Genomic DNA, 21349 nt, shown 5'->3' with positions numbered 1-21349 from the left:
ACCCATTGGATTCAGCGAAATGATAGGTATGGATATACCCTTTCCGGATAAACTTATTTCGTGGCAAATTGAACCCTTAGCTGGAAAGGGATTGGCTATTTTAAGTCGGTCTTTTTTTGTATTTTGGTAGCATGGAACGGGAAGAAACCAAAAATAAAATCAACGAACCATTTACCGAATATGGTAGGTATACTTATGCCGATTACCTGACCTGGCAGCTGGATGAAATGGTGGAATTGATCAAAGGAAAGGTATTTCGATCCGCTGCAGCTGCACCAAGAAGGATTCATCAGGAGATCTCCGGAAAGGTTTTTAATAAGTTGTTTAATTTTCTGGAGAAGCATCCCTGCAAGGTTTACGAAGCACCATTCGATGTTAGGCTTCCTGTTAAGTCAAAGAAAAATGAAGACATTGATACGGTAGTCCAACCGGATATTTGTGTCAGTTGCGATACAAGTAAATTAGATGACTTGGGTTGCATTGGTGCTCCAGACCTGATAGTGGAGATTTTATCTCCCGGAAGCAATAAAAAAGAACTTAAAAACAAATATGAAGTCTATGAGGAAAGTGGCGTGGTGGAATATTGGATCATACACCCTAACGAACAGACCGTCCTGATCTATACCTTAAGTGAGGGCAAATACCTTCCTTCCAGACTTTTCACTTCTGGGGATGTCATTGAATCTAAAATTATTCCCGGATTCTCCCTTGATCTGGAATATGTTTTTAAGGAGTTGGATTGCTTTTAATTATGGATTTCATTATTCATTTCTTTTATCTTATATTATAAAATAATGTGCTGATAGAAAGGTTTGGATGTCTCCAAAGGGCGATTCCCTCAACGTACTGAACTGTTCTTTCAGATAATTAAGTATCAGTTTATTTCCATAATCCCACACCTCAATAACCCAACACTATGAAAACCGCAGGCATCATTTTATTGATTTTAGGGGCCATTGGCACCATCGTATTTGGCATCCAGGCGATGCAAGACTCAGAAAGCTTTAGTCTACTGGGTATGGATATTGCAGTAAGCTCGGCCAATTGGACACCTGTGATCGTTAGCGTCGTACTGCTGATTATTGGTTTGGTACTGACTTTCCGAGATAAAAAATAGACCAGCTACGGGATTTCACCTTTGAAACTCATTGTAATTTTATTTACTGAAATAGTATGTCGAATAGAATCGTTATATCATTCTGTTTCATTGTTTTGATCAGTAGCAAAAAGTAATTCGATACAATGATTAAAAAAAATGTCGTCTTTTGGATGCTCCTTTCCATCCCTTTTCTGGGGATTTCACAAAGCATGGGCATAGAGCAACTCATTATCCTTGAAGCAGATGTGCTAGAGGGAATTAAAAGTAAAACAGCCTCAGATCAGGATAAAGCTATTTCTGTTGAATTAAAGCAACTGATGGATCGGGCTGATGAAAAGTTGACGGAGGGACCCTTTTCTGTGGTCAATAAAACACAAGTGCCACCCAGTGGCGACAAACACGATTATATCAGCATGGGTACCTACTGGTGGCCGGACCCCAACACGGATGATGGGCTTCCCTATATCAGGAAAGACGGTCAGGCGAATCCTGAAATTTATGAATACCAGGACCAATGGGTGCTGGAAGAAATGATGAACGCAATGGAAGTGTTGGCCATGGCTTATTATTTTACGGAGGAGGAAAAGTACGGTGCACATGCGATTGCCCTTTTGCATACCTGGTTTTTAGATCCGGAGACCAGGATGAACCCTAATTTGAATTTTGGCCAGCGGATTCCCGGAATTACGGAGGGAAGGCGTTCAGGTATCATTGATACCCGGAGTTTTGTGTTGTTACCGGATTTGATCACTTTGCTTTCCACCTCCAGCCATTGGCAAAGCGCCTATGAAGGAGGCATGAAGGAATGGCTAGGATCTTATGGAAATTGGTTGATCACCAGCAAACATGGCAAGGAAGAAGCGGTACATGGTAACAATCATTCTACCTGGTACTATACCCAGCTAATTCCCATGATGATTTATTCCGGGCAATTGGAAAAAGCAGATAGTCTTGTTCAAAGGGGCATTCCCATGATCATGGATCGGATGATCGCCGAAGATGGAGGTCAACCGGAGGAATTGGGAAGAACCAGGACCTGGGACTACAGTACCATGAACCTCAAAGCCATGCTTTATTTTGCAAAAGGAAGCGAGTACCTGGGCCGGGACCTTTGGGAGTACAAAAATGAGGAAGGAGCCGGACTTAAAGAAGCATTGGCGTTTTTGGCTCCTTATGCAAACGGTGAAAAAAGCTGGGAATACAAGCAAATTTTGGCGCTGGACCCCGAAAAACTCAAACTCAGCCTTCACCTAGGTGCTTTTAAATACCAGAATGAGGACTTCAAAAAGATAGCCGATAAGTTAAACACCGGAAGAGGCGAATTTATTTATTGGGATTTGGCCGGATATGATTTGATGAGAAAAAAGTAGTTTTCCATCTTACCAGAAGCCACCTAAATAACCAGTGACATGAAAATCCAAAATAATTTTATAAACCCAGCTTACCTTCAAATCATCATTTTTCTGTTGTTGCCTACTTTGGCACTCTCACAGGAAACCAATCCTTCCGGGAGTGATTTCATTTTACTCGACGGGAAAATGATGCATAAAGCAAAAGACCGATTTTCCCTAGGTTCTCAAAAGGCGGTGTTAGCAGAAGTGCAGGCATTGCTAAAAGTGGCCGACCAAAAACTGGAGGAAGGTCCTTTTTCAGTAACCCATAAGAAAAAACTGCCTCCCAGTGGCGATATTCACGACTACACCAGCATGGGCCCCTACTGGTGGCCTGATCCGGAAAAGGATGATGGGCTTCCCTATATCCGTAGGGATGGGGAAATTAATCCGGAATATTACGATTATAAGGATAAGGAAGAATTAGGGGAGCTAATGGATGCACTGGCAGTTTTGAGTAAGGCCTATTTCTTTTTCGAAAATGAAATGCATGCGGGGCATGCGATTGAATTGATCCGGGCCTGGTTCATGGATCCGGCAACCAAAATGAACCCCAACCTCAACTATGCCCAGCGGATTCCGGGGAGGACAGAGGGACGGGGAATTGGCATCATCGATACACGATCTTTTGCCAAACTGCCCGATATCCTTCACATGCTGGCGGGTTCCAGTCACTGGAATGCCGACATCGAAAAAGCCATGAAGGACTGGATTTCCAGATACCTCGACTGGTTGATCAACAGTGAGCACGGAAAAGACGAGGCCGTACATGGAAATAATCACACCACCTGGTATTTTGCACAGACCATTCCCCTCGCACTTTATGTGGATCAACAGGAACGCGCAGATAGTCTGGCTCAGGAGGGGCTTCCATTGATCCTGGATGAGATGATCGAAAAGGATGGTTCTCAACTCAAGGAACTGGACCGAACCCGATCCTGGGATTACAGCGCCATGAATCTCCTTGGCATGATGAATTACGCCCAGGCAGCTTCCCATTCAGGAATGGATCTTTGGAATTATGAAAATTCGAAAGGAGGAAGTATCCGAAAAGCCCTTGATTTCATGGTGCCGTTTTTAAAAAACGAATGGCCTTATCATCAAATAAAGGCAAAGCAGGATGGACGCTTGGCAGAACCCCTGGCAATTGCAGCCCGGGTCTATCAATACAAACAGTACAAACAGTTGTCGGAAGAAATTGGCGGGGAAGGGGAGGATTTTCTGTATTGGGATCTCCTCCGTTTTCGGGATATGCGTGATTAAGGCCGAACCCTGGAGTTGGGTATCATTTAACCGGGCCAACTAAATACAAAGCCTGGAACGTATACACCAAACCGACAGAAACTAAATCCCCCTTGCCAAAATGGGGGGTTGGGGCTGATTTTAAGGCCTGTTATCCGTCTGGAAAACATGAAAGGTGACTTGGGGCTCGTCCTAAAGAATGTAGACAGATTATCGTTTAAATACTGCTACAGCTTTACCAATTTAGCATTCATCAACCCGTATTCTTTAACCCGCTGGCAAGGGCAGTGGTGATTTTAAGTAAGCGTGTTACCAGGGGAGAATCCGGTTCTTTGGATGCCCGCCAAAGTTTCAGGTTTTTTAACTGCAACTGGTGCAATCCGTGAAGGGCATTTTTCCTACGGTTGATGCTGTCCAGCAAGCCTATTCTTCGGCTTTCCCTTTCGTTTCCCAGGAGTTTACCGATTTCTTCCAGGCTTAGCTGGTGTTCGTCCATAATCCATTTGGTAAAGGTCACACCGGTATCCCGGTTTTGGACCAGGGAGGCATACAGGTTCATGATTTCCTGATCGGCATTCAGCAGGTTTGTTTCTACCTGAATCAGGATGTAACGCAGAAGTGGCCAGGATTGGGTAGTATCCTGAAGTTTATGGTACAGGTCCGGATGCGATGCGCTTATGTTTTTTATGGCACTTCCAATGCCGTACCATCCGGTGAGATTGAATCGGGATTGGCTCCAGCTAAATACCCAGGGAATGGCCCGAAGGTCCTCCAGGGATCGTTTGCCCGTTCTTCGCGCTGGTCGCGAGCCGATTTTACTAAGTTCCAATACATCGATCGGGGTGGCCTCTCCATAAAATTCCAGAAAATCCGGATGGCGTATTAATTGCTGATAGTGATTTTGGGCAAATTCAGATAGTTGCTGCAGCGCGTCGATGGGGAAATCCGGAATTTCCCTTGGAAATAAGGAATAGCCCGTCTGCAGCGCCGTGCCAGAAAACAGCATTTCCAGGTTGTAGCCAGCCGTTAGCAGGTTAGCAAATTGCTGGGAGATGGTTTCTCCCTGAACCGTAATTTTGATGGACCCCTGCAGGCTACCCTGAGGCATGCTTTCCAAAAAACGGTGGTATTTTCCTCCTCCGCGACTGATGGTTCCCCCGATTCCATGAAAAAACCGCAGCCGCGTACCATGGGATTTGGCCAGGTCGGTAAGTTTTTGCTCGGCCTGATAGATGTTCCACCTGCTTGCCGTGATCCCACCGTCCTTATTACTATCACTGTATCCCAGCATTACCTCCTGAAAAGAAAAATTTCCCGGGTAGGATTCATGAGAAAGGAATTCCCCAAGAACGCTGTCCGATTGTTGCAGATCTTCAATGGTTTCAAAAAGCGGGACTACCTGATACCTGTTTCGGTCTAAACCGGCTTCCCTCAAAAAGAGGTATACCAATAAGAGGTCACTCAGGGAGCGGGTCATGCTGACGATAAAGGAACCGATGCCCTCATCTCCGTACTGATCGATGTGATTTTTGACACACTGAAAACTCGCCAATACCTGATCCGCCTCCGGCCCGAAGGTTTTGCCGGAAAAGGCAAAAGGACGGTTGCTTTTGAGTTCTTCACTAATAAATGTCACCCGCTCTTTTTCAGACCAGGTGGAATAGGGGGTTAACCCGGAAAACGTACCTGCCAGAATCTGATCGATGGCTTTTTCATGAAAGGTGCTGTTTTGCCGGATATCCAGTCTGGCCAGGTGAAAACCAAAGCAGGAAACGTGTCTTTCGACCGGCAATAAAAATTGCTGTACAATGCTGCTTGCATCGATTTCAAGAAGGCTTTGTCGCAGAATTTGAAGATCGCTTATCAACTCTTTGGAATCGGCATACACAGGTAGCCTGTTTTCCTGAATCGTATGCTCCAATTGTACCAACATCAGGTTGATGAATTGCCTCCAGGGTTCCCGCGGATTTCGTTTCAAAGCAGATTCGCTTTCTTCGCCGAGGAATTCGGCTTTGCCACGTATCTGTTCCCTGAATCCCTGGGGTACCGGATTTCGGATATCCGAGAAGCTCATCTGGGCCCCCAGGTGCTGCAATTTTTCTTTCACCAGTGCAAGAGCGGTTTGGCGATGTTCCAGCAGCGTGCTTTTGGTAAAGTCAGCCGTAACATAGGGATGTCCATCCCGATCCCCACCGACCCAGCTTCCAAGTTGAAAGTCAGGAAAAGAATACGCCGTATCAAATCGGCCAGGGTCAAATCCCATCGCTATCCAGCTTTCCATAAGTTGCTGGTCAGCTTGCTGCAAGGCCCGGGGGAAAACCCTTGAAAAATAATGCATCACATTATTCCGTTCCATTTCCAGTGTAGGCTTTTCCAGGTATACTTCTCCCGATCGCCACCAGCGCTCCAATAAGGCCATGATTTCCCTTTCCAGCCCTTGCTTCTCCAGCTGGGAATAGGAGTTGTTCTCCAATTTTACCAGATTCAAATAGATTTCCCGGTGTAATTCCAGAATGGATTTTCGCTTCGCCTCGGTAGGATGGGCTGTTAAAACCGGATAAACCTGGGTGTTTTTGATGCAATCCAGCATCTGGTTTTCCGTCCATCCCTGGTCCTGCCATCTTGCCAGGGTTTCGCCCCAGGATCCGCGAATAGAGTCAACTCCCTTTTCATTGATCCTATTTCTTCTACCCTGCACGGCGGCATTTTCTTCGATCAGGTTCATTAATTGCAGGTAGATACTTAATACCTGTATGTGCTTTTCTTCCAACTCACCCGCCTCCCAATCAATTTCGGGGAGTTCGGGCTTTTGGGTAAGGATTTTTTCCAGCTCGAATTCGCCAAGTTGGTGCAATACTTTTTGGAAGCAGCGGGTCAGAAATTTCAGGTCCTCGTTGGTTTTTTTAAATAATGGGTTGTCCGTGGCCATGTTTTCGTTGACTGGTTGGTGAATAAATAGGAAACTTAAATATAACAGATGGCAGCATGGAATGAAAATACAGAACCGTTACAAATTCGATGGAAGGCTGTGCTTACCGGATAAAATGTACTTGAACCTTATTTTTTCAAATGTATTTTTATTCCTACATTCATGTGGTAAGCAATAAAACCTAACCATATGCCGCCTTCCTTTCCTGCCTTTTTCGTTTTGGGATGTTTTGATACCAAGGGAGAAGTATTTGCACACTTGCGCGAACAACTTCTGGCAAGAGGAGAATCCGTCCTTTGCATCAACGCAGGAATCTTCGGCAGTACCGATTTGTTTCCGGTGGATGTGGAAGCCGATTACCTGGCCAATCTGGCAGGAAGCTCGCTCCACGATCTCCGGGAAAAAAATGACCGGGGACATGCATTGGAAGTGATGGCTCGGGGAGCCGGTGAACTTTTCCGCAGTTTTCCGGGGCAAATCAAGGGCGTTATCGGAATGGGTGGCGGTGGAGGAACCTACCTGCTACTCAAAGCCATGCAGGTCTTGCCCCTGGGCCTGCCCAAAATCTGCATTTCCACCCTGGCTACCCGGGACGTATCGCATTTGGTAGGGGTGAAGGATATTGTATTGATGCCTTCGGTGGTGGATGTGGCAGGCTTGAATGCCATTATCCGTCCAATCATCGATCAGGCAGCGGCCGCCCTGTCTGCCATGTCGAAGGTTCCGACGCAAAAGAAAACCACTGGCAAAGGTACCCTCGCCATCAGCATGTTTGGAAATACCACTGACTGCGTAAATGAATGCACCCGGATGCTGCTGGAGAAGGGGTACGAGGTAATGGCGTTCCATGCCAACGGAGTAGGAGGAAAAGCCATGGAAGCTTTAATCCGTGAAGGAGTATTCGATGCGGTACTGGACCTCACCACTACCGAATTGGCAGACGAACGGTGTGGTGGGATCTTAAGTGCTGGTCCGGATCGGTTGACAGCTGCGGCTGAAATGGGTATTCCCAACCTGCTGGCTCCCGGTTGTCTCGACATGGTCAATTTTGGCCCTAGGGAAAGCGTTCCTGAAACCTACAAGGACAGGCTTTTCTACCAATGGGCACCTGATGTGACGTTGATGCGGACCAATGAAGAAGAGAACTTCGCCCTCGGGAAAGTGATCGCGGAAAAACTTAATAGGAGCAAAAACAAAGCAAAGACAAAAGTGCTCATTCCGTCAAAAGGCTTTTCCCAGTTGGATGCTCCGGGAAATTATTTTCACAATGAAAAGTGCGCAAATGCCTTTGAAAAGGCCCTGAAAACCCATCTGGATCCGGAAATAGAATGCATCCCTGTAGCCTTGCCGGTTAATGATGTGGCTTTTGCAAAGGAGGCGGTAGCCATAATGCTGGATATGCTAGAAGGGAAAAAACCCTAAGGATAGTAGTCAAAAAGCGTGAAGAAGACCTGACAGGTTTTTAAAACCTGTCAGGTCTAATACGAAACCTATTCCACGTATTATTAGGGGTGTTCTCTTTATATTTCTATAAATTGCCTTGAAATTAACTGTTTGAATGTTAAAACCCAACCCAATGAACACAGCCTTTTCTTTGTCAGCTCTCCTGTTGACTTTCTGCTTTTTGGCCGGAAGTACGTTCTCCCAGCCCTTACCTGAGCCCGGAGATCCGGAAAACCCTTCGGATATACCAGACTTTTATAAATCCCGCTTGTCGGATATCGAAGCGGAAATGGCGCTGCTTGAAAAAGGAAAAGTCGAACGCATTGCCTACTCGGCAGGCGGCTTACCCCTGTACGCCGTTTTCTATGGAGAAAAGGAGGATTTTCGTAGTCAGGCCAATTATAACTCAGCCGTAGCAGCTCGAAATCCAGCCTTTTTTGCTGAAAAGACCTCAGACACCAAACCGGTGGTTTACTTCATCGGCCCGGTTCACGGGCAGGAAGGGGAAGGGATTTCCGGCTTGGTAAACCTGCTGCATATTGCCGAAACGGGCAGTGATTACCGGGGCATGGAATGGCCGGAGCTGCAGGCCTTCTTTGACGAGTTTCGGGTAATCATCGTTCCCAGTGGCAATCCGGATGGAAGGAGAAGAAATCCCTACGATACCTTCAAAGGACTCCCTGAAGAAATCATGACCAAATACGGGCAGGGAACCCAGCAGGACGGTACCTTTTGGCGTTGGCCAGGGGCCAAATCGTTGCATCCCATGAAAGGAGATGTGGGTATTTTGGGAGCCTACTTTAATGACAACGGGATCAATATCATGCACGACGATTTTTTTGATCCCATGGCTGCGGAAACCAAAGCCATCCTGCAGTTGGCCAAAGAGGAGGCACCCGATTTGAGTGTTTCCCTACACTCCTGTTCTTGTACTCCTTTTGTCATTCAGAACAGTCATGCCCCACTTTTTTTGAAAAAGCGGATTGCCGATTTTGCCCAACAACTGAATCAGGCTTTTATTGCCGGCGACCTGCCCCATAGGCCCGAAAATTGGGGGCTGAGTCTGGAAGACGACGATCCGGAATTTCCTCCAAGGGCCTCCTTTAACCTGGTAAGTGCCTTGCACCATGCCAGTGGAACCATGGCCTTTACCTTCGAAAGCCCACACGGAACCCTGGAAGACGGTACCAGCTACGAGGAACTACTGGACATTCAACTCGTCCTGTACCGGGAAATTTTTTCCTACATTCGGGACAACCGGTTGATTTGGGAGAAGTAATCGGCTATCTTTCTTTCTAATCGACAGTACATTCTATTGAAACCAATTAAAGCATGATGCATTCCAGGTACCTTATCCTTCTTTGTTTTTGTTTGGCCTTCAAGGCCATGGCGCAAGAAAACGCCCGACCCAATATTGTTTATATCCTTGCTGACGACATGGGGATAGGAGATGCCTCCTGTTACAACTCCGATGCCGCTTTTACCACGCCGAATATTGATCGGTTGGCAAGTGATGGGTTAAGATTTACGGATGCACATACCAGCTCTGCGGTTTGCACGCCGACCCGGTATGGAATCCTGACGGGCCGGTACAACTGGCGCTCGGAGCTGAAAAACGGGGTGCTGGGTGGATTTTCGGCTCCCCTGATTTCAAGTGAGCGGCTTACGGTGGGAGATTACCTGCAGGAGGCGGGCTACCATACTGCCTTTGTGGGAAAATGGCATCTGGGTTGGGACTGGTCCTTCAAACAAGAATATGAGAATATAAACAACCTGAATCAGATCCTGGAGGTGGATTATACCCAGCCCATCCAAAATGGTCCAAATGACCGGGGATTTACTTATTCCTACGGTATCAGCAGTTCACTAGATATTCCTCCCTACGTCTACCTGGAAAACGATCGGGTGACCGCCCTGCCCGACCGAAGAACCGTCAATGCAGACGAAAAGGGCTTTTGGAGAGATGGTCCTACCGGTTCGGATTTTGACCATACGTTAACACTTCCCCATCTGACTGAAAAAGCGGTGAGCTACATTGACCGGCAGGCCCGTTCGGCCGATCCGTTCTTTCTTTATTTTGCCTTGCCCGCTCCCCATACCCCAATTTTACCCCTTACCGAATTTATGGGCAAAAGCAATTCGAATATGTACGGTGATTTTATGTTGCAGGTAGACGATGTGGTCGGACAGATCATTGGGGCTCTGGAGAAAAAAGGGATGCTGGAGAATACGGTGATTATTTTTACTTCAGATAACGGCTGCTCCCCACGGGCGGATTACCCGGAATTGGCACAGGTCGGGCACGATCCCAGCAATGGCTGGCGGGGCCACAAGGCGGATATATACGAAGGAGGACACCGGGTACCCTTTTTGGTGCACTGGCCGGAGAAAATTGCTACCGGCAGCACTTCAGATCAGCTTATCTGCACCACCGACCTAATGGCTACGGTGGCCGAAATGTTGGGGAAACCACTTCCGGAAAATGCAGGCGAAGATAGCTTTAGCTTTTTACCTACCTTAATGCAGGGAAATTCGGATTCCGAAAGGGCTTCTATCGTTCACCATTCCATCGAAGGCCGTTTTGCGATTCGCAGAGGGGACTGGAAACTGATTTGCTGGCCCGGCTCCGGGGGATGGACCGAACCGCTTACCAGAAACGGCCTGGAAGACTTACCGGATTTTCAGCTATATAACCTGGCTACCGATCCTGGAGAAGAAAATAACCTGGTGGATCGGTATCCTGAGAGAGTGGAGGATTTAAAAAAAGAACTGATTGCACTGATAAAAGAGGGCAGAAGCACTGCCGGTCCTAAGCAAAAAAACGACGGCCCTGAAATCTGGGATCAGGTAAGCTGGGCCTACCAATAATTTTTTGAGAAGCTTTCTTTTTCAGAAAGCAAAAATTGGTATATTCAAACCTTCACTAATACCCAAAAATAACCTCTTTAATGAAACGAAGAACGTTTATTCGTAAAAACGGACAAGTGGCCCTCTTGGCTCCATTGGTACCCGCCGCTTTACCTTCCCTCTTTACAGCAGAGAATCATTCTGATGAAAAGCCGGAATGGCTTCGAAAAATGATTGCCAATAACGACGCTTCCCTGGAAAGGGTACAGCAACGGTATGTATCGGATCCGGACTCTCCCCATTATGGGGAGGTTTTGGATGGATATGGAATGCCATCCCCGCATGCGGCGACGAGTTTCCTAAAAACAGGTATTTGCGCCCTTATAAGTCCCGAATCTGCCTACCATGCCGATTCCGGTTTGGTTAAAAAGCTGGGGCATGCCGCAGAATTTCTTCACGGCCTGCAGCATGAAGACGGGACCATTGACCTGTTGTCAACCAATTTTCATTCCACTCCCGATACTGGTTTTATCGTCAAATGGCTGGCACCTGTATGGCGTTTGCTGGAAAATAGTTCCGTGCCAGAAAAAAGCAGCATCACCATTCCCCTCAAGCAATTTTTGTTGCAGGCTGGAGAGGCACTAAAAGTAGGAGGGATTCACACCCCCAACCATCGCTGGGTGGTGTGTTCGGCACTGGCTGAGTTATCCAAAATCGAGCAGAATCCAGCCTACCTCGAACGTGCGGAACGTTGGCTTTCTGAGGGGATCGATTTGGATGCAGACGGTCAGTACGAGGAAAAAAGCAGCTATATTTATTCATCCCTCAGTAATCGGGTGTTGATCAGCACGGCACGGGGATTCGATAAGCCAGAACTATATAGCTACGTGCGCCAAAACCTGGACATGAATTTTTATTACCTGCATCCCAACGGGGAAATTGTCACCGAAGCTTCCGGAAGGCAGGATAATTCTATTATTGGAACGCTTGAAAATTATTATTATCCGTATCGGTACATGGCACTTAAAGATGGGAACGGACAATATGCAGCCGCCTGTAAACTTATTGAAGCGACCGCCTTCGAGAAAACGACCGGATTCTTATATTATTTTCTGGAAGACAAGAACTTGTGGAAAGAATTGCCGGAACCGAAACCACTGCCCGATTCCTATGCCCGCGTATTTCGACACTCGAATCTGGCTCGGATACGTAGAGGGGACTACGACGCATCCATCCTAATGGGTAGCCCGGTGTTTTTCACCTTTCATAAATCTTCGCTGGCACTTCAGGGAATCCGGTTTGCCAGTTCATTTTTTGGAAAAGGGCAATTTGTCTCCGAAAACCTGAAAGAAGAAAACGGGACCTATATTCTCAGCAGTTATTTGAGAGGCCCTTACTACCAACCCTTTCCAAAGGACAGAATCAGCGGGGACGGGGATTGGTCTAAAATGCCCCGATCGGAACGACCTCAATCCGAAGTCCAGGAACTCAACAGTCGGGTTACCATTCGCGAAGCAGAGCAGGGATTTTCGTTGGAGATCAGCATTGAGGGCACCGAGCGGGTGCCGGTGGCGCTGGAACTTATTTTCAGACCCGGGGGTACCTTTGTGGGGACGGTTCCTCACGAAGAACTAGAGGATACATATTACCTGAAAGAAGGGATGGGGAAATACTCCCATGCCGGTTCGGCCATTCATTTTGGCCCTGGCCGGCATCAGCACCGCTGGGTGCAACTTAGGGGAGCTTTACCAAGACAGGATGCTCCGACTGTTTTTCTAACCGGGTTTACACCTTTTCATCAAACGTTACAAATCACTTGAAATTAGCCGATATGCCCATTACCTTCCTTTCGCTACCTTCCTTTCGTTACCTATTTATCACCCTTTTGTGTTTTTATGCTCCGTTTTTGACGGTTTTTGGCAAAAACGTACCGTCAAAACGGGCGGCTAAGCCAAACATCGTCTTTTTGATATCGGAGGACAATTCAAAACACTTCATGGAGCTTTTTGATCCAAATGGAGTGTCCACACCGGCTATTGAAGAAATGGCAACCCACGGGCTGAGCTACGGGCATGCGTTTTCGAATTCGCCGGTATGTTCGGTGGCCCGAAGTACGCTTATCACGGGCACCCTGGCCACGCGAACGGGAATTCACCTGCACCGGAAGATACAGTCTGCTCCCATGCCCGATGGCTTGGAAATGTTTCCGGCCTATTTGCGAAAAGCGGGATATTATACCACCAACAATGCTAAAAAGGACTACAATGCCGAGGAGGGCGAAGGGGTTTGGGATGTGTCTTCTAATCAGGCTTCCTGGCAAAACAAGCCCCAGGTGGAAATGCCCTTTTTTCATCAGGAAACCTATACCGGATCTCACGAAAGCCGCTTGCATTTTGACAAAGAACGGATGAATAGCTACGTTCCTACCGACGACCCGGCTCAGGTAAGGCTATTTCCCCATTTTCCAGATACACCCTTATTTCGTTATACCACGGCATATCACCGGGATAAAATTCGGGAAATTGATGACTGGGTGGCTCAGAAAATCAAGGAACTGGAGGAGGCAGGCGTGTTGGAAGATACCTTCGTTTTTTACTTTGGTGACCATGGAGGCGTTTTGCCAGGTAGTAAGGGGTATTTGTACGAAACAGGCCTGAATGTACCCTTAGTGATCCGTATACCTGAAAACTGGAAGCATTTGGTTCCCTATGAGAAAGGAGATTCACCCGAAGCCTTCGTCAGTTTTATCGATTTTGCCCCCACCGTACTTCGCCTGGCCGGTATAGAAATTCCGGAACCCATGAATGGGAAGCCTTTTCTGGGAGAGGGTTTGACCCCGGACGAACTGGAATCCAGGGACGAGGCTTACGGACATGCGGATCGGTTTGATGAAAAGTACGAAATGGTCCGTTCCTTTCGTAAAGGCAAATGGAAATACATCCGCCATTACCAGCCCTGGTATCCGGATGGCTTGCAAAACAATTACCGGTACAAAATGATGGCTTTTGCAGAGTGGAGAAGCTTACACGATCAGGGAAAACTAGATGAAATCGAAGGCGCTTTCTTTGAAGCCAAGCCGGTTGAAATGCTTTTCGATTTGGAGCAGGACCCTTTTGAAACGAAAAATCTTGCCACAGATCCTGCTAGAATAGCTGTCTTGAATGAAATGAGAGTGGGTTTAAACCAATGGCTTGCAGCTCATAACGACCTGGGTTTTTTACCTGAAAACCTGCTTGTCAACGAGGCCATGGACAATCCGGTGGCCTATGGAAAGGCTTTTCATCCCGAGTTGATAAAATTGATTCGTATTTCAGACTGGGCGACCCAACCCTGGAGGGAAGTTCGGGAAAACATCTTCCAGACCCTGCAATCAGGCTCCTATCTGGAAAGGTACTGGGCCTATATGGTGGCCGCAACTTTTGGAAAAAGCATTGCCTCGGAGTACGGGTCATTCCCGGATTGGAGGGAAGAGGAACAAGCCATGGTGCAATTACGGGCGATCGAGTTGATGGGAATCCTTGAAATAGACAATCCTTTTCCGGCCCTGTTTTCCTGGATTCAGGGAACGCGGGATCCGGTAGCAGCATTGATTGGACTGAATACCCTGGTGTATTTCCTTGATCACAGCCGGTTTAAACCACAGTCTGATCCAGGTGATTTGGTCGTTAGGGCAACCAATCCGGAGGTGGAGCGAAGACTCGCTTACCTAAAAGGCACCTGGTAAACGGCTGATTTATGGAAAGAAAGATGCGTTCATCAAAAATTAGCACGATCCATAGGGCTTTTTGGCTAACTTCATTAAATTGAAACCGATAAACAAATACAACTAATATGAATATGCGTTTTAGGCTTTGGCCTTTTCTAATACTAATTCTAATGGGGCAAGTTTCCTGCTCTTCTTCTTCCGATTCTTCTGAAAACGAAGAAATCACCGAAGACATGACGGACTGCCATGGCACCATTCCGGACCGCTTTTCTGCAGGCAATGCTGATACAGAAAATGCTATTCCTGAGCGAGATGCCCCGGTATCCCATGAGGGAATGATTTGGATAGAAGGTGGAACCTTTACCCGAGGTGCTACGGATGGCCGGGGAAGGAAGGATGAACTTCCTGCCCACACGGTTAAAGTCGATGGCTTCTGGATGGACGAAACCGAGGTGACCAACCGGGAATTTGCAGCGTTTGTGGAGGCTACCGGCTATGTAACCGTGGCAGAGAAAAAGCCAGATTGGGAAGAAATCAAGAAACAACTACCTCCCGGTACTCCCAAACCACCGGATGAAGTACTGGTAGCGGCGTCCCTTACGTTCAGCTCGCCTGACCAGTCTGTTCCCTTAAACAATGCCTCCCATTGGTGGGAGTGGACACCAGAAGCCAACTGGAGACACCCGCAAGGTCCCGGAAGCAGCATTGAGGGCAAAGAAGATTATCCGGTGGTGCACGTAGCCTGGGACGATGCCGTGGCCTATGCCAAATGGGCAGGAAAGCGACTACCGACAGAAGCAGAATGGGAGTTTGCCGCAAGAGGGGGGTTGGAAGAAAAATCCTTTCCCTGGGGAGATGATCCGGTAGAAAAAAGCGGTTTTATGGCCAATATCTGGCAGGGAGAGTTTCCAGTGACGGATAAAGGCGAGGACGGTTTTCAGGGCCTGGCACCGGCTAAATCATTTGAGCCTAATCCCCATGGCTTGTACGACATGGCTGGTAATGTTTGGGAATGGACCAACGATTGGTACCGGGAAGACTACTATTCCCGCTTGGACGACGAGGTCCAGGTAAATCCACAAGGTCCATCCGACAGTTATGACCCGCAGGAGCCCACCGTTCCCAAGAAAGTTGTCAAAGGAGGCTCTTTTCTCTGCAATGTTTCCTATTGTGAGGGATATCGAGTCAGTGCCAAGATGAAGTCATCCGCAGATACCGGACTGGAGCACACAGGGTTCCGTTGTGTATCCTCCAATTAAACGAGACGTATGGCTGCCCAAAATAACCTATTATTAATGTATGTTTTCGGTTGCTGTTTCCTGTTTTCTTGTCAGGAAAAAGTAATGGAAATCTCCCGTAGACCCAATATCCTGTTTGCCATAGCGGATGATTTGTCCTATCCGCATATGGGAGCCTATGGTATTGACTGGATTCAGACACCGGCTTTTGACCGGGTGGCCAGGGAAGGCTTGCTGTTTTCCCGGGCCTATACTCCGAATGCGAAATGCTCTCCATCCCGATCGATCATTCTTACCGGAAGGAACTCCTGGCAGCTGGAAGAAGCCGCCAACCACGTTCCGTTTTTTCCGGAAAAATTTGCATCTCATGTAGAAATATTGGGAGAAAACGGCTATTTCACCGGTTTTACCGGGAAGGGCTGGGCACCCGGCAATCCCGGTCAGCGGAATGGAAAACCCAGAATGCTTACCGGGCCCCGGTACAGTGACATCCAATTGGATCCTCCCACAGAGCAGATAAGCAAGGTAGATTACGCAGCCAATTTCAGCCAGTTTCTGGATGAAAAACCGGAAGAGACTCCCTTTTATTTTTGGTACGGAGCTACTGAACCTCATAGAGCCTATTCCTATGGTTCCGGGGCGGAGCTCGCTGGTAAATCCATAGACAGTATTGACCATGTTCCGGCCTTCTGGCCGGATAATGATTCGGTAAGAAATGATTTGCTGGATTATGCCTATGAGGTCGAATATTTTGACCAACACCTGATGGTCATGCTTCAGGAGCTGGAAAAACGGGGAGAGTTGGACAATACCGTGGTCGTCGTAACCTCGGACAATGGCATGCCATTTCCGCGAGTCAAAGGACAGGCCTACGAGTATTCCAACCATCTTCCCCTGGCAATAATGTGGGGCAACAACATTCAAAATCCCGGGAGGGTCATTGATGATTTTGTTAATTTCACTGATTTTGCTCCTACCTTTCTGGAATTGGCAAAAATAGGTGCAGACAGTTCCGGTATGGCTCCCATGACTGGTAAAAGTTTAGTACCGATTTTTCTAACAGATCAAGCGGGCAAAACAGATCCTTCGCGGAATGCCGTATTAATAGGGAAAGAGCGCCACGATATTGGGAGGCCAAATGATCAGGGTTATCCAATTCGGGGTATTGTTACAGAGGATTTTACCTACATTCACAACTTTGAAACAGATCGCTGGCCGGCGGGAAATCCTGAAACCGGTTACCTTAATACCGATGGAAGCCCTACGAAAACAGTTATTTTAAATCAACGAAGGGTAGACGGCAATACCCATTTCTGGAATCTTTCCTTTGGCAAGCGGCCTCAGGAAGAGCTTTATGACCGGCAAAAAGACCCGGAAGGCCTAAATAACCTGGCCCTGCATCCCGAATACCAGGCCATTAAAGAAAACCTAAAGGAAGAGTTATTCCAGCAGTTGGAAGCCCAGGAAGATCCCCGGATGGTTGGGAATGGAGACGTTTTTGATTCCTATGAGTATGCTCAGGAGAGCCAGCGGGATTTTTACACGCGCTTTATGGAGGGGGAATCCTTTAATACCGGATGGGTGAACGATACGGACTATGAAACTGATTTTAAGGAATGAAAAGAAGAAGGCGTTTTTGGTTTGTTCTGAGTGTCTTATTGCTGACAGGAAATAACCCAGGTTGGGCTCAGGATACCCGGCCCAATATCGTAATGATTCTCGCGGACGATATTGGATATGAAGATATTGGAGCCTATGGGAATACCCAGGTGAAGACCCCGACCATTGACCGTTTAGCTGCGGAAGGACTCCGTTTTACCAATTTTTATCTAACTACCAGTTCCTGCAGTCCCAGCCGGTGTAGCATAATCTCGGGACGGTACCCTCACAATACCGGGGCGGCGGAATTGCATACCACGCTTCCGGAGTCCATCGCTATTTTTCCCGAATTGTTAAAGGAGGCTGGTTATTTTACCGGACAGGCAGGAAAATGGCATATGGGGCCTGCTCCACGAAGGGGTTTTGATGTGATTTACGATAAAGGCCCCACGATGGGCGATGGCGGAGAAGCTAGTTGGGTTCCCCTGCTGCAAGAGCGACCCAGAGACAAGCCTTTTTTCCTCTGGCTGGCTTCTCTGGATGCCCACAGACCCTGGGGGACCAATTCTTTTTCGGGAACCCATTCGCCGGAATCGGTACAGGTGCCTCCTTTTCTCGCAGATGAAATGCTCACCAAAACAGATCTGGCACGCTACTACGACGAAATTTCCCGATTTGATTTCTTCATCGGAGAGGTAGAAGCTGAATTGGACCGGCAGGGGGTGTTGGAAAATACCATCATCCTGGTCTTATCGGATAACGGCAGGCCATTCCCCAGAAGTAAAACACGCTTGATTGATTCCGGGATCAAGTCTCCGCTGATCGTAAAATGGCCCGAGGGCATTTCCAAAGCAGGAAGCACTTCGGAAAGCATGCTGAGCAGCATCGATCTGGCACCTACTATTGTGGAACTTGCCGGATTGGTCCCTCCTGATTCCTTTCAGGGGAAAAGTTTCAGGGCGGTATTAGAGAATCCGGGGCTGCCCTTTCGTAATTTTGTATTCGCCGAGCACAATTGGCACGACCACGAGGCCCATTCCCGAATGGTACGCACAAAAAACCACCTATATATCAAAAACAACCGGCCCGGATTCAGCAATCCGGGACCTGCCGATTCGAATGCCTCAGAGGCCTTTGCGGATTTAAAACGGGTGCGAGAAGAGGGGAGTCTCAATCCGGCACAGGCAGACGTATTTGCGGCACCAAGGCCCGCAGAAGAGTTTTATCTGGTTGAGGAGGATGAATACCAGATTCTGAACAGAGCCACTTTAGGGGACGGCACAGGGATGCTGGATTACCTGCGGGTAATACTGGAGAAATGGAGTGAAGAAACCGATGATACGGTTCCGAGTGATTTGACGGAGGATTGGTACGATAAGGAAACTGGAAAAGCCCTGGACATAGAAAGGACCCGTGGGCAAATGCCGGGAGGACCGGATGCATTGACAACTACGAATAAAGGACCCTTTTAATGGTTACCCGAAGGATGGCGATAAAGGATTTTGTCAAACGCGTCAAAGGAGTGCTTTTCGGCATGGCAGCTGTTTTGATAATGGGGATTTCCTGTAAATCCGAACCGGAAGAAATTCCCTCCCGCCCCATGGATCCCTGGGCATTTCGCTCCGTATTGGATAAACACCCTCGAATGTTGACGCTGGCCCTGGATACGGCCTGTTTTGCCGCGTATGATTTGGGTAAAGGACAGCTCTACAAGGTGTGGAAGGGGGGAGTCCTTCGGGAAGGAACGGTTTTCACCAATAAGAAAAATATTCAACCCAGTTCCTGGGGGACTTCCTATTATGGAGAGGATTCCCTGCCCAATCAATGGTCGGTGTCCAAAAATGGAAAAGAACTTCCCTTCGAAACGCAGTACAAAGGCTACTTATTGGGGGATAATCGCATCACCATACGCTTTGAACTGGTTTTGGAGGACGGCACTCGGATAGAGATAAACGAGCGTCCGGAATTTGTCCGGAATGTACAGAACCAACCGGGTTTCGAACGTTCCTTTGCTGGCTCTGACATTCCAGCGGGACTGGAAGTTTCCCTGCGGTCTGCAAATGATAACGTCCAGGTGCCACTTTCCGGAGATCTTTTGGCTACTGACTATTTTCAGCGACTTCCGGAGCAATCTCCGCCTGCCATTGGGGATAGTTACGATCACCTGGGCATTTTGTGGATGGAAAATAGCGATTGCTACACCTGTCATGAAGAAAACCACGCCACCGTTGGCCCTTCGTTTGAGCAAATTGCCGTTCGGTACCCGAAAAATCAGGAAAGCTACTCTTTGTTGACCGGAAAAATAAAAGAGGGGGGAACCGGGGTATGGGGAGATACGCCCATGAATCCGCATCCGGATTTGTCTACGGCCGAGATCAAAACCATGCTGGATTACATTTTTACCCACAAACCGAAGGAGTCGACCCTTACCAGGGAAAGTCAGGCAAATGTAAAGAAGCCAGCTACCGAAATTGAAACGGCATCTCCATCTCCGAAGCCCGGCCATGGTGCAGCATTGGAAGGAGTGCATCCGAGTTACGATCTGACGACCTTACATACTGAATCTTTTCAGCCAAGGGTCGGCGGGCTGGACTTTTTGCCAGACGGAAGGCTATTGGTCAGTACCTGGGATTCCATAGGAGGCCTGTATTTGGTTGAAAATATCCTGGAAGGCGACAGGGCTCCGGTATCGGTAAAGCGCATTGCGGCTGGCCTGGCAGAACCCCTGGGTTTGGAGGTGGTGGATGGAGAATTGTTTGTGTTACAAAAGCATGAGTTAACTCAGTTAATCGATCACGACGGTGATGATGTGATCGATGAGTACCGGGTAGTCTGTGACGAATGGGGTGTACGGGATGATTTCCATGAGTTTGCCTTTGGCCTGGTTTATAAAGAAGATCACTTTTACATCACCTTGTCCATGGCCATGCGGCTGATGGCTAACGAGCGGCAGCTCCCGGACCGCGGCAGAACCCTGAAGATCGATCGGGACGGTCATTATGAATGGGTGGATTATGGATTGAGAACCCCCAATGGAATCGGTTTGGGTATGGATGAGGAGTTATTTGTGACCGATAATCAGGGGCAGTGGCTACCGGCAAACAAACTGATACATGTTCAAAAAGGAGCGTATAATGGCATGGCCTGGGGGCTTTCGGCGGAGCAAGAGTTGGACCCTCCTGCCATGGTTCCTCCTGCCATTTGGCTGCCGGACAAAGAAATCGGGAACTCTCCTTCTGAGCCAATTCTAATGAAAGACGGGCCCTATCAGGGACAGCTATTACATGGAGATGTAACCAATGGGGGAATCAAGCGAGATTTTTTGGAAAAAGTAAACGGTGCCTACCAAGGTGCCGTATTCCGGTTTTCCCAGGGCTTTACAGCAGGGGTCAATCGACTGGTTTGGGGACCGGATGGTGCCTTGTACGTGGGAGAAGTCGGAATGGTAGGTGGCTGGAGCTGGAAAGGAAACCAATATGGCCTGGAAAAAATAATGTACAACGGCAACAGCACCTTTGAAATGTTGGCTATCCGTGCAAAACCGGATGGGTTTGAAATAGAATTCACCGAGCCAATAGCAGCAGAGGTACTGGATCCGGCCTTGCTGGAAATTCAGCAGTGGCGGTACGAGCCCACGGCTTCCTACGGTGGTCCCAAGTTGGATTTAACGCAGCTAACTCCCGAATCCATGCAACTATCCGGAGATGGGAAAAGGCTTCTTGTAACCATCCCGGGATTGCTTGAAAAGCACGTTATCTATTTTAAATTATCCGAGGATTTGAAAAGTCAAACGGGTAGTTCGCTGTGGTCTTCAGAGGCCTGGTATACGCTTAACAACATTCCAAACTAAACCGG

The 21349-nt window shown here is 48.0% G+C and carries 14 protein-coding genes; 13 read left to right on the top strand and 1 reads right to left on the bottom strand.

Features of this window, described 5'->3' with window-relative positions; translation table 11 throughout:
• Positions 1-131 precede the first annotated feature (131 nt).
• The 4 genes from GJS45_RS02750 to GJS45_RS02735 all read left to right on the top strand — a co-directional run bounded on the left by GJS45_RS02750 (position 132) and on the right by GJS45_RS02735 (position 3753).
• Entirely contained in the window at positions 132-749 is a 618-nt protein-coding gene (locus GJS45_RS02750; protein ID WP_162339897.1) for a Uma2 family endonuclease, read from the top strand.
• A gap of 167 nt (positions 750-916) precedes the next feature.
• Positions 917-1117, top strand: coding sequence for a hypothetical protein (locus GJS45_RS02745; protein ID WP_162339896.1), 201 nt, complete (start codon positions 917-919; stop codon positions 1115-1117).
• 125 nt (positions 1118-1242) lie between these two features.
• The gene (locus GJS45_RS02740; protein ID WP_162339895.1) at positions 1243-2469 is read left to right on the top strand and encodes an alginate lyase family protein; all 1227 of its coding nucleotides are present in this window, start codon (positions 1243-1245) and stop codon (positions 2467-2469) included.
• A 39-nt stretch (positions 2470-2508) separates the two neighbouring features.
• Positions 2509-3753, top strand: a complete 1245-nt coding sequence (locus GJS45_RS02735; RefSeq protein ID WP_162339894.1) for an alginate lyase family protein — start codon at positions 2509-2511, stop codon at positions 3751-3753.
• A 232-nt stretch (positions 3754-3985) separates the two neighbouring features.
• Here the strand turns inward: GJS45_RS02735 and GJS45_RS02730 are convergent, their stop codons facing one another.
• Complete coding sequence (locus GJS45_RS02730; RefSeq protein WP_162339893.1) at positions 3986-6661, bottom strand: phosphoenolpyruvate carboxylase; 2676 nt, start codon at positions 6659-6661, stop codon at positions 3986-3988.
• Positions 6662-6850: 189 nt separating this feature from the next.
• Between GJS45_RS02730 and GJS45_RS02725 the strand changes: the two genes are divergently transcribed.
• The 9 genes from GJS45_RS02725 (at position 6851) to GJS45_RS02685 (ending at position 21344) form a co-directional block, all read left to right on the top strand.
• Positions 6851-8083, top strand: a complete 1233-nt coding sequence (locus GJS45_RS02725) for a Tm-1-like ATP-binding domain-containing protein (protein WP_162339892.1) — start codon at positions 6851-6853, stop codon at positions 8081-8083.
• 154 nt (positions 8084-8237) lie between these two features.
• The gene (locus GJS45_RS02720) at positions 8238-9383 is read left to right on the top strand and encodes a M14 family zinc carboxypeptidase (protein ID WP_162339891.1); all 1146 of its coding nucleotides are present in this window, start codon (positions 8238-8240) and stop codon (positions 9381-9383) included.
• 53 nt (positions 9384-9436) lie between these two features.
• Positions 9437-10972 carry a sulfatase family protein gene (locus tag GJS45_RS02715; protein WP_162339890.1) on the top strand — a complete coding sequence of 512 codons (1536 nt, stop codon included), beginning with the start codon at positions 9437-9439 and terminating at the stop codon, positions 10970-10972.
• 80 nt (positions 10973-11052) lie between these two features.
• A complete protein-coding gene (locus GJS45_RS02710; RefSeq protein ID WP_162339889.1) occupies positions 11053-12771 on the top strand; it encodes a hypothetical protein in 1719 nt (572 codons plus the stop codon).
• Entirely contained in the window at positions 12768-14675 is a 1908-nt protein-coding gene (locus tag GJS45_RS02705) for a sulfatase family protein (protein WP_235954559.1), read from the top strand. Before GJS45_RS02710 ends, GJS45_RS02705 begins: the two co-directional genes overlap by 4 nt.
• 152 nt (positions 14676-14827) lie before the next feature.
• Positions 14828-15916, top strand: a complete 1089-nt coding sequence (locus GJS45_RS02700; RefSeq protein WP_162339888.1) for a formylglycine-generating enzyme family protein — start codon at positions 14828-14830, stop codon at positions 15914-15916.
• A gap of 9 nt (positions 15917-15925) precedes the next feature.
• The gene (locus tag GJS45_RS02695; RefSeq protein WP_162339887.1) at positions 15926-17515 is read left to right on the top strand and encodes a sulfatase family protein; all 1590 of its coding nucleotides are present in this window, start codon (positions 15926-15928) and stop codon (positions 17513-17515) included.
• Positions 17512-18966: a sulfatase family protein gene (locus GJS45_RS02690; RefSeq protein WP_162339886.1), complete on the top strand. Its 1455-nt coding sequence runs from the start codon at positions 17512-17514 to the stop codon at positions 18964-18966. Before GJS45_RS02695 ends, GJS45_RS02690 begins: the two co-directional genes overlap by 4 nt.
• The gene (locus GJS45_RS02685; RefSeq protein ID WP_235954558.1) at positions 18966-21344 is read left to right on the top strand and encodes a c-type cytochrome; all 2379 of its coding nucleotides are present in this window, start codon (positions 18966-18968) and stop codon (positions 21342-21344) included. The genes GJS45_RS02690 and GJS45_RS02685 overlap by 1 nt, the downstream gene beginning before the upstream one ends.
• Positions 21345-21349: the final 5 nt, after the last annotated feature.

Origin of the sequence: Cyclobacterium salsum (genome assembly GCF_010119245.1) — a bacterium.
Lineage (GTDB): Bacteria > Bacteroidota > Bacteroidia > Cytophagales > Cyclobacteriaceae > Cyclobacterium > Cyclobacterium salsum.
This window is presented reverse-complemented; position numbering and strand designations above follow the sequence as displayed.

Bases quoted from the DNA above. Each gene is read 5' to 3' on its own strand.
- GJS45_RS02750 (WP_162339897.1), top strand. From the start codon at position 132: ATGGAACGGGAAGAAACCAAAAATAAAATCAACGAACCATTTACCGAA.
- GJS45_RS02745 (WP_162339896.1), top strand. From the start codon at position 917: ATGAAAACCGCAGGCATCATTTTATTGATTTTAGGGGCCATTGGCACC.
- GJS45_RS02740 (WP_162339895.1), top strand. From the start codon at position 1,243: ATGATTAAAAAAAATGTCGTCTTTTGGATGCTCCTTTCCATCCCTTTT.
- GJS45_RS02735 (WP_162339894.1), top strand. From the start codon at position 2,509: ATGAAAATCCAAAATAATTTTATAAACCCAGCTTACCTTCAAATCATC.
- GJS45_RS02730 (WP_162339893.1), bottom strand. From the start codon at position 6,661: ATGGCCACGGACAACCCATTATTTAAAAAAACCAACGAGGACCTGAAA.
- GJS45_RS02725 (WP_162339892.1), top strand. From the start codon at position 6,851: ATGCCGCCTTCCTTTCCTGCCTTTTTCGTTTTGGGATGTTTTGATACC.
- GJS45_RS02720 (WP_162339891.1), top strand. From the start codon at position 8,238: ATGAACACAGCCTTTTCTTTGTCAGCTCTCCTGTTGACTTTCTGCTTT.
- GJS45_RS02715 (WP_162339890.1), top strand. From the start codon at position 9,437: ATGATGCATTCCAGGTACCTTATCCTTCTTTGTTTTTGTTTGGCCTTC.
- GJS45_RS02710 (WP_162339889.1), top strand. From the start codon at position 11,053: ATGAAACGAAGAACGTTTATTCGTAAAAACGGACAAGTGGCCCTCTTG.
- GJS45_RS02700 (WP_162339888.1), top strand. From the start codon at position 14,828: ATGGGGCAAGTTTCCTGCTCTTCTTCTTCCGATTCTTCTGAAAACGAA.
- GJS45_RS02695 (WP_162339887.1), top strand. From the start codon at position 15,926: ATGGCTGCCCAAAATAACCTATTATTAATGTATGTTTTCGGTTGCTGT.
- GJS45_RS02690 (WP_162339886.1), top strand. From the start codon at position 17,512: ATGAAAAGAAGAAGGCGTTTTTGGTTTGTTCTGAGTGTCTTATTGCTG.
- GJS45_RS02685 (WP_235954558.1), top strand. From the start codon at position 18,966: ATGGTTACCCGAAGGATGGCGATAAAGGATTTTGTCAAACGCGTCAAA.